11 protein-coding genes are annotated in these 17,539 nt (G+C 55.3%); 4 read left to right on the forward strand and 7 right to left on the reverse strand.

The annotated features are described in order from the left end of the window. Nucleotides 1-9: 9 nt before the first annotated feature. Nucleotides 10-1,416 (reverse strand): outer membrane protein assembly factor BamB family protein, encoded by a 1,407-nt coding sequence (locus Pla144_RS03850; RefSeq protein ID WP_197530366.1) that lies wholly within the window; start codon nt 1,414-1,416, stop codon nt 10-12. A gap of 346 nt (nt 1,417-1,762) precedes the next feature. Here Pla144_RS03850 and Pla144_RS24440 point away from each other — a divergent pair, with 346 nt between their 5' ends. Together Pla144_RS24440 and Pla144_RS03860 are read left to right on the forward strand one after the other, a co-directional pair. Beyond that, entirely contained in the window at nt 1,763-5,770 is a 4,008-nt protein-coding gene (locus Pla144_RS24440) for a hypothetical protein (RefSeq protein ID WP_197530367.1), read from the forward strand. A gap of 167 nt (nt 5,771-5,937) precedes the next feature. Then, nucleotides 5,938-7,548 carry a hypothetical protein gene (locus Pla144_RS03860; protein WP_146447975.1) on the forward strand — a complete coding sequence of 537 codons (1,611 nt, stop codon included), beginning with the start codon at nt 5,938-5,940 and terminating at the stop codon, nt 7,546-7,548. Here Pla144_RS03860 and Pla144_RS03865 read toward each other — a convergent pair. Next, on the reverse strand, nt 7,532-8,320 hold the full coding sequence (locus Pla144_RS03865) for an ExeA family protein (RefSeq protein WP_146447976.1): 789 nt from the start codon (nt 8,318-8,320) through the stop codon (nt 7,532-7,534). The genes Pla144_RS03860 and Pla144_RS03865 overlap by 17 nt on opposite strands. A gap of 184 nt (nt 8,321-8,504) precedes the next feature. On the opposite strand from Pla144_RS03865, the gene Pla144_RS03870 reads away from it, so the two are divergent. Beyond that, a complete protein-coding gene (locus Pla144_RS03870) occupies nt 8,505-9,194 on the forward strand; it encodes an RsmE family RNA methyltransferase (protein ID WP_146447977.1) in 690 nt (229 codons plus the stop codon). A 123-nt stretch (nt 9,195-9,317) separates the two neighbouring features. Here the strand turns inward: Pla144_RS03870 and Pla144_RS03875 are convergent, their stop codons facing one another. From Pla144_RS03875 to Pla144_RS03890, 4 genes are all read right to left on the reverse strand, one after another. Next, the gene (locus tag Pla144_RS03875) at nt 9,318-12,077 is read right to left on the reverse strand and encodes a M56 family metallopeptidase (protein WP_146447978.1); all 2,760 of its coding nucleotides are present in this window, start codon (nt 12,075-12,077) and stop codon (nt 9,318-9,320) included. Further along, nucleotides 12,074-12,469, reverse strand: a complete 396-nt coding sequence (locus Pla144_RS03880) for a BlaI/MecI/CopY family transcriptional regulator (RefSeq protein WP_146447979.1) — start codon at nt 12,467-12,469, stop codon at nt 12,074-12,076. Before Pla144_RS03880 ends, Pla144_RS03875 begins: the two co-directional genes overlap by 4 nt. 268 nt (nt 12,470-12,737) lie before the next feature. Next, the gene (locus tag Pla144_RS03885; RefSeq protein WP_146447980.1) at nt 12,738-14,888 is read right to left on the reverse strand and encodes a 3-hydroxyacyl-CoA dehydrogenase NAD-binding domain-containing protein; all 2,151 of its coding nucleotides are present in this window, start codon (nt 14,886-14,888) and stop codon (nt 12,738-12,740) included. Between the two features lie 522 nt (nt 14,889-15,410). Then, entirely contained in the window at nt 15,411-16,088 is a 678-nt protein-coding gene (locus Pla144_RS03890) for a hypothetical protein (RefSeq protein WP_146447981.1), read from the reverse strand. A 232-nt stretch (nt 16,089-16,320) separates the two neighbouring features. Here Pla144_RS03890 and Pla144_RS03895 point away from each other — a divergent pair, with 232 nt between their 5' ends. Continuing rightward, the gene (locus Pla144_RS03895; protein WP_146447982.1) at nt 16,321-16,506 is read left to right on the forward strand and encodes a hypothetical protein; all 186 of its coding nucleotides are present in this window, start codon (nt 16,321-16,323) and stop codon (nt 16,504-16,506) included. Here the strand turns inward: Pla144_RS03895 and Pla144_RS03900 are convergent. Further along, a complete protein-coding gene (locus Pla144_RS03900) occupies nt 16,503-17,363 on the reverse strand; it encodes a matrixin family metalloprotease (protein WP_146447983.1) in 861 nt (286 codons plus the stop codon). The genes Pla144_RS03895 and Pla144_RS03900 overlap by 4 nt on opposite strands. Nucleotides 17,364-17,539: the final 176 nt, after the last annotated feature.

Genomic DNA, 17,539 nt, shown 5'->3' on the forward strand with positions numbered 1-17,539 from the left:
ACTTCCAGTTCAGAATCCAAATGGATTGTCGTCGTTTGGTTCGGCAGAGAAGGGACTCTCTTCTGCGTCGTCCGCGGCGGGCTGGTCCATCGGGGGTTGATCGTCTGCGGGGGCCTCTTCGGCAAATGGGCTTGTACCCTCTTCTTGTGTTTCGTCTCCTCCCGCTTCGGCCGCGGTTTCGCGATGCATTGTCGGTTCGACCGCGCCGATTTCCCGCAGACACTGCACGAGGCCCCGGCTATCCACTAGATAGATGCGGTCTGATTGCTCGTTGAACACCGCCTGGAATCTCCCTGGACCGGGCAGGGTGCCAACGTATTGACCCGTCTCTTTGTTGATTACCACTAGTCGTCCCCTTCCGTCGAGTCCATAAACGTTCTTCGTCCCTTGAGCCGCGAAATGGGTGACATCGGGGATACTCCACAGCTCCTTCCCACTCACTGCATCGAGGGCATGCAGCATCGGTTCGCTCGACGCGACATAAAGTCGCTCACCTACTACGCCCGGCCGACCCGTGCCGGGGAAGCCCATCGAATAACGCCATTTCTCCTGGCCGTTGAGCAACTTGAAACAATGAACATTGCCATCTTCGACAGCTACATACAACAAATTAAAACCTTCGGTCGGTGGGGCGACGGCAATGGAATTCGTCTGTATGCGATAGAGCACATGGGGTGACGTCGACTGCCCCACGTATAAATAGCCACGCGAAGTTGGCCAAGAGACGAGATCACCACTAACGGTTGGAGCATGGAAAATTCGTCCGACGGATTGGAAATACCACGTCGGCTTTTTGGGATCGTCGAGTTGATAGCTTTCAATGCGACCGCTCAAAAAAGGAACATAAGCATCCGTGTCGCTCAGCGCGGGTGCCGCGGCTGGGGCACTCCCCAGGGGCTGGCTCCATAACAGTCGTCCGTTCGCGCGATCCAGTGCGTACAGCGAGGCCCCGCTCACCAGCGCGACGTAGTTCTGACTGGCCGCCGGACCAAACGCTGGCTGATCGAGTGGGCCGGCTTGAGTCGCCCACAAGGTTTCGCCCGTCTCAGCATTGAAAGACTGAACCAGTCCCCCGTTGCTGGCTGCCAGCAAATTATCCTGGTACAAAACCCAATTCGTCACGCGATGCCGTGAAACATCAACCCGCGCTTGCGCAAACCATACTCGCTCAAGTCCCAGTGGAGCCGCCTCGGCATAACTCACCAACGAACTGGCCCGGGACTCCTGTGGAGCGCAGAAAAGGGCGATTCCGACTATCCAACTTCCTAGGAGCACAATACTCAGGAGGGAGGAGTTGGGGAAATCTTGGTGCCGTCTCGTCAATGCATGCATTACAAAAGCTACTTTCATCACAATTGTGCCGGTGTAGCCGAAAGTTCGCGGCAGGCGAAGGGGACCGTTCGGCAACGATTCCATTCTAATCACACCTGTAGCCAATGCCAAAATATTTAGAACTTCGAATTTGGCTGATTTCGTCGTTAATCTGGGGGTTTTGGCGCCTAGACCACGGCCCGGGGGGTCCCTTACCATAGAGGCGCGACTGGGAGCCCGGATTAGAGCCTGTACTTTCTTTTTCCAAGGATTGTCACAGATCGCACACGAATTTTAGTGAAATAGTATCGTGACAAAATCGGTTCGCGCCTCCAGGAATTGGGAACAACAAGCGAGTACTTACACCTCTCCGTCCCTTTTCCGCCGCACCTTAATATCGCTCTTATTTTCCTGTAATAATCGGTCACCTCACCCTTGATTGTCCCCCACTGTGAAGCCAACTTCCCCTCAATCCGAAGCCCAATCCCTCTCCTTGCTGGAGGAAATGGTCGGCTATCTCAATTTCTCCTCGGGAACTAGTGATCCAAAGTTTCTCAAGAATCTCAACGCATATTTTCGCTCCCAGGCCTGCGAGTCCGGATCCTGTGATCCGTTGGAAAAGCTCAATAATGACCTGAAGCAAACCATGGGCCGACTTCGCGCCTCGGGGGGAGCCTTCGCCGATACGGCCCAGGCAGAAGCTGTCGTCACTATCCTCTCGGACCACTTTCTCCCAGCCTACAGACAGTTCCATCAAGACCTGCTGTTTCATCAAGAACCGAGTGAATTGTGTCAACCTTTTTTCCTTGGTCGCGCCTATGAGGCCATCTTGAGCCAAGGTACTCCTTGGAACGAAGTCGACCGGATAGTCGCCGGCGCTTTGCAGCAAATCAACGATTTTGTCGGATATCGCCCAGTGGCAACCCTTGAGTCGGGATGCCCCTCTGAACCCTATCCCCATGAGTTCTTCAGGCCGATTCCCCTCTATATCCGTGGTGCCGGAGTAGCAGTTGGCAAATACGAAAGAATCATAGAACACGCATTAAATATCTTGGCCAACACCGACGAGGACCTACTCGCGCGAGCTTGGTTTGATTTGGATCGATTGGAAGAAATCGCCCTCGACTCGCGGGCCTATGATTTCGACCACCCCGTGAACCGACGTCCCAACTACCACTTCGGTCAGTGGGACCCACACCACATTACGAGCGCAGGATACTACAGTCGTTTTGTGTTGCAGCAGGTGACGTTGGACGGACTGCTCTCACGCTGCGAAAACCATCTTTACTCGAACGATTGCTCTCAAGAGGAATGCGAACTCGAAGCCGCTTCGGTCCTGGCCGGCACCATGTTGATGGCCGCCGGCACGAGCGGTGATGGACCAAGTCGCCATGATTCGACCGTCACCCTCTCGACCCTCTTGCCGCACATCGCCGCCTACCGAGATGCATTTTACGAAAAGCTTGTCTCACAGATCGAGGGTCACCACGGTGAGCGATTGCGTGCTGAATCTCAGTATTTTCACCAACCCTTTGGCGCCGCTCGGCAGTATTTGAACCAAGAATTGGCTCGTCGCCGTGCATTGCAAATGCAGCGGGTCCACCTCGCCTACTTGTATGCCCGACTGGGTTACCCCGATGCGGCTCAGCGTCAGGCGGACTCGGTTCGAGTTCCGGCTGCCCGCATGTTGAGCGAAATCTACTGCCGTCTGACCGCTGGCCACGATGCGATCGACAACGGAGAGCTTGCCCGCACCGCTGAAAACTTACATGAAATAGTCGCGATCACCCATCGCGCAATCGAGTGCGGAGCCTTGGTGGATCCGTGGAATGTAGTGGGATTTGCAGGTAACTTCAGCTTGTTCCCTGCCTTGGAGAATAGCGTTCACGATTGGCGTGTCGATGAACTCATCGAGCTGGTGGAACAAGTACTCGACCTCACGGCGCGAGCGTGGAGTGAGTCGGCCGCCATCGACGACTCGGAGATGGAGAAGACTTTCTCTTCAATGCTAGCGAGTCTTACAGAATGGTGGGACCAGTTTGCGACCTACTCGGTGGAAGGAGTCAATCGCCTGGTGGCTAAGGAAATCGAGGTCTCAGCCAATTTGGTGGCTGGTGCGCTCAACGCCTGGCACAAAGCCGGTGCTGCTGCGGGAGACATCGGTTTCTGGCGGATGTTCGTCGATCAGTTCGATAATTCCAAAGCATTCGAGCTGGTAATCGAAGCACTCCTCGATCACGGTGACACCGTCGCAGCGATGGCGTTGATGATGCAATGGGTCAGCCAGAAAGATCGCACACCGCTCGAAGAGGGCGAAAGTTCGTTCCGCAGACTTGCCTTCCGTTGGCTCGCCACCGTTGAAGAAGTGCAAAGTGAATCAGGGGAGGATCGCTGGCCGGAAGTTGCCCGCTTCTTCGCCTATCTCGAAGCCAACGCCGAGGAGTATTGGAACGTTCCTTCGTTGCTGCTCGATGGAGATTTGGGTGACCTCTTTGATGACCTCAATGACGTGGACTACTTTGAAGACGAAGACGACGAGCTTGATGATGACGAGGAAGAAGACGAAGAGGAGCAACTCTTCGGTGCTGCCTACGAAGAGATGGTCTACCGAGATACAACCGACGATGGCAACGAAGGCGAAATCTACGACGAGGCCATCGACTACGAAGAATCCGAGTGGGAATACGAGGTCCAGCGACTCGATCAACGACTCTACTTCCTTTCGACGGTCGCCAATCTCTGGAAGCACGCCACTATCGTCTGGGGCCGCTCGGTAAACGATCAACCCGATGCCAATGGAACCGCTCCCTCCCAAATCTTCCAGCAATGGCTCACTCAGGGGGGGACCAACTACAGCAAGCTGATCGAACTGCTGGAGACTGTCCACCGCTTCCAATTTGCCCTCCCCACAGGATCACACGATTCGTTGATGGAATACGATCGGCTCCGCACCACCAAGGAATCCTTGATTCAGCAAATCATCACCACCTCCGTCGAGTTAGCGGATGCGGCCCGCTTGTTGGCAGCGACAGTCGGGGTCTCCGCTCTCAATTCAGTCGAATCGCTTGCTGAACCTATCGATCTTCCATCGGTCCAAGTACTGCAGTCGGTCCTCGCTGGCGATCCTGCAGGTGTCCGCGCCGAATGGGATGTTTTTGCCGCCGCGCTGGCGAGCCAACCACTTTTGTATGTACCTCATTCCCGCGGGGGCGAACCACGGCAAATCGTCAACACCCGCTGCCTGCAACACCTGCTTAACGATCTTCTGGGTTGGTTGCCCCAATTGGGCTTGATCCGTGAAACCTGTCAGTTGCTCCAGATTGCTCAAGACATGGAAAGCAACCACCCCGTCGGACAGGGAGCCGTCACTGAATTTGATCGGCTCTTTGAAAATGGCTATCAAGCCATCGTCCGCTCGATGATTGCATCTGCCGAAGTCTGGGACGACGCGTCGGCCGACGAAGAATCACAACACGCCGACCATCTGCTCATCGACGCTATGCAACTGTTGACCGAACAGCAATTGGACCGCTGGCTCCAACACAGCCGCACACTTCGTTTGAGTGTAGTCGAAAAGCTCGCCGAAAAGCCCGACTGGGAGCGGTTTGTCGCCTTTATCAAGCGGTTTGGCCGTGACCTATTTGATATGAGCCTGATGAGCAGTCTCGGCAACCTGCGTGGCATTCTGCACCAGGGAGTCGACACTTGGCTCGAATGTCTGGAAGAGAACCCCGATGCAGAAGACGAGATTCGTCTCCTCAGGGAAATCGACGACTCCTATCCCCGCAACGAGGCTGTCGAATTTCTCACCATCGCGCTCGAGGCCGTCGTAGAGAATTACCGTGTCTACCGAGACTATAACACCACGACCACTCAGTCCGATCACGGTGAACAGCTCTACATGCTCGTGGATTTCTTGCGCCTTCGCGCCACCTACGACCGCGTCGCCTGGAACCTGAAGCCGGTCATCTGGGCCCACGAGATTCTGATTCGCAATCGTCGTCTGCTCGCCGCCGAGATTTGGTGCCAGGCATTTGCCGAACGCACCACCGAGGCCGCCGATGCCCACATCGCCCGCTTGGAGCAACTAAGCCAAGAGTATGGGATGCGACTAGCCACAATCGCCGACCGCATCGCCGAGCGATTTGTCCGGCCGTTGCTGATAGACCGCGTGAAAGCCCTCGTCGAACCCGCCCTCACCGCCGAAGGCTCTGAACGCCAGGAAGCCTTCGACGCGCTGGAACGCGAGATCGCTAGCCTCGCCGAGGAACCCAGCGGCGCCGGACTCGATCTCCCCGATTGGCTCTCCGCCATGGAGGACGAAGTCACCGCCGCCCGCTCTCAGTACAACCACCAATCCCTCTCCGAGCGCCTCAACAACCGCATCGGCCAAGTCTGTCTCACTTGGGACGAACTGCTTCAGCAATTGGGCGAAGAGGGGCAAGAGCAAGAAGCATAGCCATTTCACTCGTCCGTGGTGCAAGCTTCCAGCCTGTAATGACTGCCAAGATGGCTGCCCCCGTTGCCACGCGGATCGAAAATTGCCATACTGACCACTAGTAGACGGGTGTTCATACTCTGTACCCCCAAAACTTCTCGCAGGAATACGCACGGAGGATTCCAGTCATGGCAAATACACTCGATCAGATGGAAGCCAACCTCGCCAACGGCGATTTGCCGTTCCAGCTCACTTTAGAGTTGACGGTTTCCGACCCAGATACGATTCGCGAACTGGCAAAGTACGACGAAGGGGAACCCCGCGACGAATTCGCACTCGAAGCCCTCAAGATCGGCGTGCTAACCCTCCGCCGGGCCTCGGCCTCGATCGACAGCGAATTCATCAAACACGAAACCAATCGCCTGCTCGAAAACCTGCAAAAACAATTCCAGTCCCACGCAGAATCCTCCAAGCAACGGATCGAAGACTCACTCGGCAAATACTTCAATCCGCAGGATGGCCACTTTACTCAGCGCGTGAAACAACTCGCATCGGCAGATGGAGAAGTGGGACGTATGATTCGTTCGCTCGTCGACGGTAACGACTCCCATTTGGCCAAGACAATGTTAACCCACATCGGCGAGACCAGTCCGCTGATGAAACATCTCAGCCCCGATCAATCGCAAGGGTTGCTCGCGGTCCTACACACAAAAGTTGAGTCGCAACTTGCCTCGCAACGTGAGAAAATCTTGAAAGAATTCTCGCTCGATAACCCCGAGGGAGCTCTCTGCCGACTGGTGAGCGAAGTCACCGGCAAGCATGGCGATTTCACGCGGGACATGAAAGGCAAGATCGACGAAGTCGTCAAGGAATTCTCGCTCAACGACGAGAATTCATCTCTGAGCCGGCTGGTAAAAAAAGTCAACACAGCTCAAGAAACGATTACCCAGGAATTCTCGCTGGACAATGATCAGTCCTCGCTGAGAAAAATGCAAACACACCTGGAGACGATTCTAGGCGCCCACATCAAATCCGCTGCCGATTTCCAAGAAGAGGTGAAAGTCGCACTTGGCAAGTTGATCACCAAACGTGAGACCGAAGCCCGGTCGACGTTGCATGGCGGTACCTTTGAAGATGCTGTGCTGGAATTCGTGTCCAGAGATGGTCACCCGCGCGGAGAAACCGTCGAAGGGACGGGCTCTTGCGTCGGGAGGATCAAGAACTGCAAGGTCGGCGATGTGGTTGTAGAACTTGGCTGCGACAGTGCCGCAGCGGGAGCAAAGATTGTAATCGAGGCCAAAGAGGACGCCAGTTACACCATCGCCAAATCCCGAGAAGAAATCGAACAAGCTCGCAAAAATCGGGACGCGCAGCTCGGCATATTCATCTTTTCGCAGCGAACCGCCCCAGCCCACTGTGATTCATTTCGACGGTATGGAAGCGATTTGCTAGTCGTCTGGGACGCAGAAGATCCTACGACCGACGCCAACTTGAAGGCCGCCCTCGAAGTCGCCCGGGCCCTCTGCATTCGTGCCCGTCAAGCAACGGAGAAGAAAGTCGATTTCACCACCATCGACAAGGCGATTCTCGATATCGAAAAGCGTGTGCAGAACCTCGACGAGATTCGCAAGTCTACGGAAACTATTCGCAATGCCAATGAAAAAATCTTCGACCGAGTGCGAATTGATGGGGAAGCACTCGACAAACAACTCGGCATACTGAAGGAATGCCTCGGCGACCTCAAGGAAAACCTGGGATCGGAAATTCCGAGCAAACCACTCCTCACACCCGGGAAGTAAGCGACGCATGCACCTCGGCAACCGTCGCCTTATTGATCGTTTCTGCTTCGCCCTTAGCCACCAGCGCAAAATCGGCTAACCGATTCACTTGCCGAGGCACGCCTCCCGAGAGCCGGTGAATCTCCGCGAGGGCCGCTTCATCAAACACTGGCTGCTCGGCACCAGCCTCCACTAGAGCCAGTTGTAGGTATCCAACCGTATCCGCCTCTTCCCACGGTTCGAGATCGATGCGCAGATCGACCAGTTCCATCAAGCGTTTGCCAAGTCGATGTCGCTCGTCGGTATTTGCCGAGAGCACGATCGTCAGATTGCCCACTTGCTCGGGTGGGAGTTGCACCAATCGCACTAACTGCGTGAACATGTCCGCTCCCGCCTGATCGACATCATCTAATAGCAGCACTACTCGCTCGTCCTGCAGCCGGTTTTGTCTGAGTCGCTCCTGCCAACGCCGTTCGAGTCGCAGCGGTTCGTCTCCCGCTCGAGGGCAGGCCCGCAGTCCCAAGGCCAGCTGCCAATGAAACTCGCGCACCGACATCCCAAGCAGATTCAACCGCGCCACCGACCAGTTTTCACTTTGGCGTTCTTGGTCAAATAGCTCCAAGAGCATCGATTTCCCACCACCCGACTGCCCCAGCACCAGGCCCAGCCGTAGGCCGTTGTGAACCAGAAAACGCATCCTCGCCAGTGCTTCCTGCTGCGGCAATCCCGCGAAAAACACCGTCTCAGCATGCCCGGTCGAAAAGGGCAATTTCTCCAGTCTCCAGGCTTGCATCAATAGGTGTCCCTTGAGAGATATAATGATAGTCGCCTTTCACTCCGTGAAAGTAGCGCTACTTTCGCAGAGCGAAAGGCGACTATAATGCCGACTCACTCATGTTCCATCGGTTCATTCCAGTAACGATCTTTCGCTTGCATCGCCGCCAAACCTCAACTGCTAGCACCGCTGGCATATCCCCATGAAAGATCGCTACTTTTCTGACACCCCGATCACCGGCACTTCGGTCACTCTCCAGGGGAATGAGGCCCATCATCTGCTGCACGTGATGCGAGCGAAACCGGGCACTGAGCTTACCGTGTTCGACGGGCAGGGGGGCGAATGGTCCGCAGTAGTCGTGCGACTGGGTCGCACCGAGGTTGAACTCGCGTTGGGTGAACACGACCCGATCGAACGCGAAACGGCCTTCGAGATCACGCTCGCCGTACCCCTCCCCAAAGGGGACCGCCAGCGCTGGCTCATCGAAAAAGCTGTCGAATTAGGTGTCGCGCGGCTGCTGCCCCTCACCACCGAGCGCAGCACCAAGAGCGCCGCCGAAGCACCCGCCAAACTAACTCGCTACGTCATCGAAGCCAGCAAACAATGCGGCCGCAATTGCCTCATGCAAATCGAGCAACCGCAATCTTGGCCAGAACTGGCCGCTAGCGTCATAGCGCCATCACGCATCCTGGCCCATCCTGGAAGCAAGCCGCTCTCAGAAATTAAAAGTACTGGTCCCGTGCTGATAGCCATCGGCCCTGAAGGGGGTTTTACCGACGGCGAAGAAGCTGAGGCCGTGGAGAATGGCTGGCAAGTGGTGGGCTTGGGAGAGCGCATCCTAAGAATAGAAACCGCCGCTTTGGCACTGGTTTCGCTTTGGGGGATACGATAGAGGTTGGGTATTCTCCAAAAAAGTCAATCGACCCCAGTTTCTCAAGACTCAGCGAATTAACACAAGGAGGTGTGCCCTCAAATGGCGTTTGATTGCGCCCAAATCATTCTGCAGATCACCCGTTCAATAAAAATCCCAGTTATTCGCATACCATCTTTCGCCAGGGTACCGCGAAGCCAGCTCAGTCTTGTAAAGTTGCAAGAACTCATCGAACTTATTCCGTCCAGCCGGATGCTTCTTCAAGTGCTTTGAATTCTCGATGCCTAATTCCCTAGCTAGACGCTCGGCATACAAATCGGTTCCTACTGGATCGCGATCAGGAGCCCGTTTGTCATCTCGAATAGGTGGGAAATACTCGATATTGTTGAAGAAGTTGATTGCCATCGCTGAGGCAACAGCAAGCTGCTCATCACCATTGGCTACTATTTCAGTTAAGGTTTTCTCCGTATCCTTGGCAGCAGTAGTCTCTTCCAAGACGCTCAAGGCTCGTATCGCAGCAAGTTGCTTCTCTGGCGGCGAAGTTTCTGTTAGTTTTTTCTTCAGCTCTGCTATGACTTGAGGGGCATTTGCTTCGGAAGTGGCATGCAAAGCCCGGCGGGCAGCTATTCTAACGGATTCTTGATCGTGAAAAAGCAGCGGGACTAACTCGGGTGTCTCTGGAAGAGCCTCTCCCAAAATTGGACGAGGATACAGCGACTTCAAGGCAATGAGTGCTGTATGAATTACGTCGATATTGGAATCTGTGAGTGCTTCACGAAGGGCAGGAAAGGTTCGTGGATCTTTGCTAGATGCCAGACTTAATGGCAACGTTGCTAAGGCGACACTGCGAAAGTCGCTGTTGATGTCTCGAGTCATTGCAAACAAGATGTCGGCGGCACCGTTGTACTGGCTCAACAAACGCCTTGCCAACCTACGATACACTTTAGGAGTGGTCCGCAATCGATCTTTGAGTATCGGCAGCCAAAAGTCGGCATTGATCGCGCGATGTTGAGATACTAAGCATTCGCTAACCGCTTCAAATAATGCGCTTTCCGGCGTGTCATCTCCATACGAACGCGCATTGTATTGACCGATCATATCCAAGATTTCTTCAGCGGCCTCCTGAGCTTTTCCAGTTCGGCCAAAGGCAGCCATTGCTTTGACGCTTTCTATTCGCTTCTCCGTGCTAAGTTCCGTTCTCCATGCTGTTCTCCACTCCTCAAACGTCTTGCCGTCGTAGAGGAGGGTATTATCTGCAGGTACGGCCTCTTTGGATTCGCTTGATGAGACTTGTTTTTTCTTTGGACCTTTGGTTTGCTCTATGGAGTCGAGTTGCAAACGCAAACGATCCGTTGCCACTCTATCTTCTCCATAGGTGGCTGGTTCTCCGTTTACATCGCGTGTTTTTACGATTGGTCGAACCACATAAAACTTTATTGGTGTGAGCTGATCAATGTCATCTCTCTTAAGAATCTCATTCACTTGATAAAGCGACTCGGTCGGCCAAGCGTGGAGTCCAACTAGAATATCGCCCTGTACTGGGAATAGACCCGGGAATCCTTGCCCCATTGTTTGAGATGAAACCCGCAACCCCCCTTGATACCCCAGGGCTTTCACACGCTTCAATTCTTCCTCGCTGAGTTTCTCCAATTCAATTCCCAATATCTTGTAAGCCACATCCGCGGCGCGCTGTTCTTCGAGCGTGGGAAACAGCGGATTCGATTTCTCCTCCGTGCCCTCGGTGTCCTCTGTGGTTAATTCTTCTGAATCGGAGTCGGGGACGACCAGGCTCGCCTCGGTGGTTGCGCCGGGGGCGACGAGGCCCACGGCGAGCACCAGGGACAAGATGCCCGTGGCGACGGCGACGAGTGTTTTGCGTGAGACCAACATCGGTTCGTCCTCCAGTTTGAGAATGCGGCGGATTCGGCCCGCGAGGGGGTGCTCAGACATGGCGACTGAAGTCGCCAAGCCGCCATGTGGATTAGTAGATGCGAGTGCCAATAAGAGTTCTGCATATGCTTGCGGTTTCGCGGTATAGGCGACCACCACGGCATCGCAGCAATCCTCCCGATCGCGGCGAACCCAGCGGCTCGCGATCCACACTGCCGGGTGAAAAAACAAGAGCGACTCGACAGTGCGCTGCGTAAGATTCACCAGGTTGTCCCAGCGGCGCACGTGGGCCAGTTCATGCAACAGCACCATTTCGAGTTCGGCCTGCGACCAGCCGACTAGTGCCGCCGGTGGCAGCAAAATCAGTGGCCGCACGATCCCCACCAACAGCGGCGTGGCGACTCGATCGCAGACTGCCACTCCCACCCGGCGACCGACGGAGAGTGCTTGCCGTAGTGTTTCGCACGTTTTCAGTACGGATTCGCTTTCGAGCGGCTGGCTCGACTTGCGCAATCGCTCGGCTCCTACTAATCCACTGGCGAGCAGCAAGAACGTGAGCGGGGTCCCTGCGATCCAGATCCAGGGAAGATACTCCACCGCTCCCGTTAGCAGCGATGCGACCCCGCCGCGACCTGGAGCGTAGGGAAAAGGATTCGACTCTGTAAAAGAGTTCGGGTTGACTTCGGGGAGCAGAGCTTGTTTTTCGGCGATGGTCGGCGCAGAGGTGAGTTCGATGTGTGCGGCGAGTGGAGTGCGACTTTGGTCGGGGGCCGACCACTGCTGCGCAGCGGTGCTCGCGACCCGGCTAGCTGTCCATGCTCCGATTGCTAGGGGCATCAGCGCCAGAACCGCGAAGACGGCAAGCGAGGTGGTGTAGCGAAGCGTGGGGCTTGCCGCACGTAATGCGAATCGCAGCGCAACGCCCACCAGCACGACTGCTGTCCCCGCCGCTAGAAAATAAATCATGGTCCAACCGACGACGTGCCATCCTTGCTGCCATAAGAGCGTGTTCATGATGAGACCTTTCGTTTGGGTTGGGCGTCGATGAGAGTGCGTAACTCAGCCAGTTGCTTGGCGGACAATTGCCCCCCCTCGACCAGATGTGCCGCCAATCGCTCTGCCGAGCCATCGAATACCCCGTGCACCAGTTTGCGAACCATGCCGCGGGCCGTAGTTTGCTGGCTGACCGCCGCCGACCAAAGCGCACCCCGTGCAGCCCCGGTCCGCTTGACGAGCTTCTTGTCGAGCATGACGCGGAGCATCGTGGCGACGGTGGTGGTCGCCACCTCGCGCTCGGTACGGAGTTGTTCGCACAGATTGCTGAGTGATGAAGGTCCTTCGGCCCAAAGAATTCGCAAGATTTCGAGTTCACCATCGGTCGGATGAGGTGATGCGGGGCGTGGCATGAGAGTGCTCTGTTCTTTGATTGTTGCCGTGCGTCGCGGCTGCTGCGACTAATTCTAAAGAATTAGAATAATGTGTCAAGCATATTTTTAAGAAACTTGCCAGGCGAGCCGCGAGCGTCAGCGACCGGAGTCCATCGCGTCGATAAGAAATAGAACACAGATGAACGCTGATTTAGCGGATTTCCGCAGATCAAAAAGAATCGTTCTTACCAAAGCGATCCGTTTAGATCCGCTAAATCAGCGTTCATCCGCGGCCTATTTCTTCAAGTCACACATGATTCTTTACGGCGGAATAGAAAGGATCACCCCGCTCAGCATGTTCTAACAGAAGGGCGGTCGGTTCAAACCTGGCACCCAGGTGCTGAAACGCCGCGAGCTTCTCGACAATCGCTACGGCACCGAGCGTGTCGGCCCAGAAGAACAGGCCTCCCTTGAACGGAGGGAACCCGATGCCGTAGATCAGCCCCAAGTCCACATCGCGGACATCCGCCACGATGTCATCCTCGACCACGCGCGTTGCTTCAAGGAGCATCGGCAGGAATAGGCAGTCCGTGAGATCGTCCTCGCACTTCCCCGAGGAAAACTTCCCGATGATCTCCTCAGCCTCCGCGCTGGGCTGCGGCTTCGTGCGTCCCTTGCCGTCGGTGGTGTAATCAAAAAATCCCTTGCCGGCTTTTTTGCCGATTCGGCCAGCTTCGACCATCGCGGGGAGAATCTTTGATGGCACGACCCGATCGGGAAACGCCTGCTGCATCACCTTCCCCGCGTGCAGAGCGATATCTAGTCCCACGGTGTCGTACAACTCAATCGGCCCCATCGGCATGCCGAACGACTTGGCCGCTCTGTCGACGGCCTTGATCGATGCGCCTGACTCTAATAGCAACAGCGCCTCGTTCATGTAGGGTAGCAACACCCGGTTCACCAAGAAGCCCGGGCCATCCTGCACCACGATCGGCGACTTGCCAATGACCTTGGCATACGCCACGGCCGTAGCAATCGTGTCGCCGGAGGTTTGCTTGCCGCTGATGACCTCCACCAGCGGCATTTGCCTCACGGGATTGAAGAAATGCAACCCGCAAAACCGCTCGGGATGTTCTAGCCCGTGGGCCAGTTCAGTGATCGGAATCGTCGAGGTATTGGAACAGAGAATCGCCTCAGGGCCAAGTTGCGGTTCGAGCTTGAAGTAAAGCTTGCGTTTGGCTTCGGCATTTTCGTAGATCGCCTCGATGACAATGTCAGCCGTCGCAATCTCCGCATCGCTTTCCGTGCCGTTGAGCAAGGGCAAGAATTCGATTGCACGCTTGGCATCGGACTCGCGAGTCTCTTTGTTGTAGCTCACTTCCGTGATGACGCCTTGCACACCGCGCGTGACTGCCTCGGTGGAAGTGTCTCCCAATGCAACGGGAATCCTCCTTTTGATATTGGCCGCGGCAATCCCCTGACCCATCACTCCAGCACCGACCACAGCAGCAGATTGAATCTCGCGTGGCTCGGAACCCGGCGGCCCACTCACCTTTTTGTTGTGATCCTGCAGGAAAAACACGTTGAGCAGCGCCCGATTTTCCGGTGAGCCAAACAATTCTGCGAACCCCTGGGCTTCCATCTGGCAAGCAGTCTCCAGATCGACCCCCGCCCCGCCGAGCATCACTTCCAGCGCCGCCATTGGTGCGGGATAGTGCCCCTTGGTCTTCCCCTGGATGTACGCGCTCGCCGTGGCACCGAGAAAAGCCAACTCGGTATCGCTGATTGAAATAGGTGCCGACCAAAGTTCGCGATCTCGCAGATACTCTTTTGATTCCTGTTCACTCCGCACGAGTGCGATGGCCGATTCCAACAGCCGATCCGCCGGCGCTGAAATCGCCAGCCCCATCGCTTCGGCCGCGGCGGTGTTGACGTTCTCTCCGCTGGTGACCAATTCCACGGCGTTCGAGAGACCAACGATGCGTGGTGTGCGAGCCGTCCCTCCCCAACCGGGAAAGAGCCCCAATTTCACTTCGGGAAACCCAAAGCTCGCTTTTGGGTCGCGGGCCATGACTCGGCGGTCGCACCAAACGGCCAACTCCGAACCACCTCCCAAGCAGAGGCCATTGATCGCAGCCACCGTCACGAATGGGCACCGCGTTAAACGACCGAACAGTGTATGCCCTTCGCGGGAAAGTTTGACGGTGTTCTCATCAGGCTCGTCGATGTTGGCAACGAATTCATGGAGATTGGCTCCGGCGATAAAATTACCAGGCTTGGTGGATTGAATTACCAGCCCAGCGAGACCGCCGCGTGCCTCCAACTCATCAAGCAACAACGAAAAATTAGCTAATACCCCCTGTGCCAAGATATTAACCTTCTTGGTAGGATCATTGATCGTGATCACCGCCACGTCATCGGCGGGGAAGTCAAGCGAGAGAATCGATTGCTCAGACATCGGGCTATCTCAGAATGGATTACGTAATGGGGAGGATTTTTTAGCCACAAAAAGCACTAAAAGACACAAAAAGGGAGATGCTTAGTTTGCCGAAGTCACGCAATTCCTGTTGTGCATTTTTGTGCTTTTTGTGGCAACATAGATGCCCCTCTGTGGCTCGGCGCTCACTGCTTTGAATCCGATCTGCGAAACTGCGGATGATCTGCGATTCTATCGATTCAAGTTTTTGCAGGGTGCGCAAATCTTTTTCAGCATGAATCAAAGAGGGGAAATTAGACGCGGACAAACGCAGATTTAGCGGATGAAGCGCGGATTATAAACAGACCCCTGCTTCGGGAATCCGTGTAAATCCGTCCAATCAGCGTTTGTCCGCGTCTAAATTCTTCCTTTTTCCAATATTCGTTGAGCTGATTGACTCCTGCTCCGTGGACTCAGTTTACTCATGTTCAAAAATTGGCTGCGGCTACGGGCCGCGCTGGGTTCATCCGCGGCCTATTTCGAATTCCATTCTACCCTTTTCTGCTAGGGATTGGCATCCATATCTATGGCCGTTTTCTCAGGTGGCTCGGGCTTGCCATTGATGATTTTCGCAGGGTCGATCGCGGCCTCGATCTCCCTCAGAATTACTTGCATGGCGGGGCGATTGTAATAGTAGTCGTCCAAGCGGATTTTTCCCTTGCCCCCTTCCCCTTGATAAGTGACAAACGCAATTCCCTTCGCTTGCCATTTTTTTTTGTCGAGCGACGTGATCTGACTGAACTTGGCCTGCTGTCCTCCCTTGGTCCGCAGTTGCTTGCCGTCACTTTCCACCCAGCGACCAAGCATGAAAACGAGCCGACTTAAGAATCCCAGTCCGATCAGCCCTGCACCACCGGCGTAGAAAAACTGTTCGTTGATGTCGACGACCGCCAGGGGTTTGCCCGTCTCGGGATTGAGCGGGTTATCGGTCGGCCAGCCCTTCTCAGCCGCCCGTTTCTTCCAGGATTCGCTCAATTGCAGCTCACCGAGTTTATTTCCTTTGTCGTCCAGGTCGTCCTTATGTTCCTCAAAGAATTCGATGCGATCCAATCCGCGCTCCCGCTTCGCTGGGTAGCCGACCAGCCCGTCATAGAGAAACCACAGACCGCCAAACACGCAAACCACCCCGACGATGCCGAGACGAACAAGATAGTTGGGGCTGACATTTGCACGCGTTGCCATGGGTCCACTCTCCGCAGAATAAGCTGTTAGCCAGTAGCCGTTAGTCGTTAGCCAGAGAAGGAGGCTCTGGCTCAACACTGATTTGGAAGCTGAAAACTGCATTGTAACTTCGCAGCCCCAGAACCATAGCACCGAAAGCCCTTGCGAAACTTGTGGAAGCTCGGTTCATGTACCGATTGTAGCGGCAGGGAGGAATTTCCCTCGTGCCGCCAATCCCCTGCAGGGCTGCAAAATGACTTACCGGCTGCCCCGCAGGCGGATCAAACCGGCGAGTATTGTGCCGGTCACCCACAACGCAATTGTCGGCTCGGGGACTGCTGCGATTGCACCCAGCGAGCTGGTTCCGTACTGCGAGCGCCAATTGCCCAAGCCACTCTCACTCAAGGGAGGAATCGAATCGCCGCGTTGCCATACCTAGAAGTCCCGGCCATCCACGTCGCCGTCGTTATCAAAGTCGGCTGAGGGCGACGGTCCATAGAGAAACTGCACGCCAGCCACGTCGTCGGGGTCGGGAATGCGATTGACAGGGGCCTTGCCGTCATGGTCCGGATCGTAATAACTGCAGAGACTGCCATCGAATCCGGAGTCGACGTATCCGCACATCAATCCGTTGGGCAGGTCCGAGTGAGCCAACCCCAGCGCGTGCCCCAATTCGTGGGCCACTAGCCCCTCAAAATCGTTGCGGTAAAATCCGCCACCGGCGGGATACAAGTCGTACAACTCCCCTTCGGCCTCGGGTGCCACGTAGAAAGAAATATCGGGCTTGTTGTTGAAGATTACATCCGCTTCGAGCGTCGTGTCACCATTGGGGGGAGGAGCAAATCCTACCGCCGCCGAAAACCCATCGATTTCAAATGCGCCGATGCGGATGTCGCCCAGTACCTGTCCCGTCGCGTAGGGTGCCGAGAAAGGTGTGCCATCGTCGACCCCCACGTAGACGAACTCGATGTCAGCGACCGATGACCAATGGTCAAACGCGGACTGGATCATCGCCAAGGCTGCTGCTTCTCCCCCCACCTGATTAAATACGGCCGTGAGGTCCGACGTCCCTTGTATGTACGACGGAGCGGATGCGTCGAGACCGGTACCAGTCGGCATCAGACTCCAGGTGATGGTACCTCCAGGAGATCCTGGTGTGAAAATATCACCCCATTTTTGATAGTAATCCGTTTCATCGTCCCAGGGATAGGGACCATACAAGTTGTAAGCGTAAACTGAAGAATGACACGCCGCGAGAAGCACGCCAGACAAAATGAACGCAGATAAAAACCGCATGATGTTGCTACCCACAAATACTCGAACCTAACCGTCCAATAGTGAGCAATAGGCCAAACGACCGGCATTATAGCTGGAAACTGGCGACAAGCCAAATTCTCTGTCTACTTCTCCCAATATCTACTAAGATCGATCGAATACTGAATTAGCACCCTTCAACTTCCAATTGCACCCCC

It is taken from the genome of Bythopirellula polymerisocia, from assembly GCF_007860015.1.
GTDB lineage: Bacteria > Planctomycetota > Planctomycetia > Pirellulales > Lacipirellulaceae > Bythopirellula > Bythopirellula polymerisocia.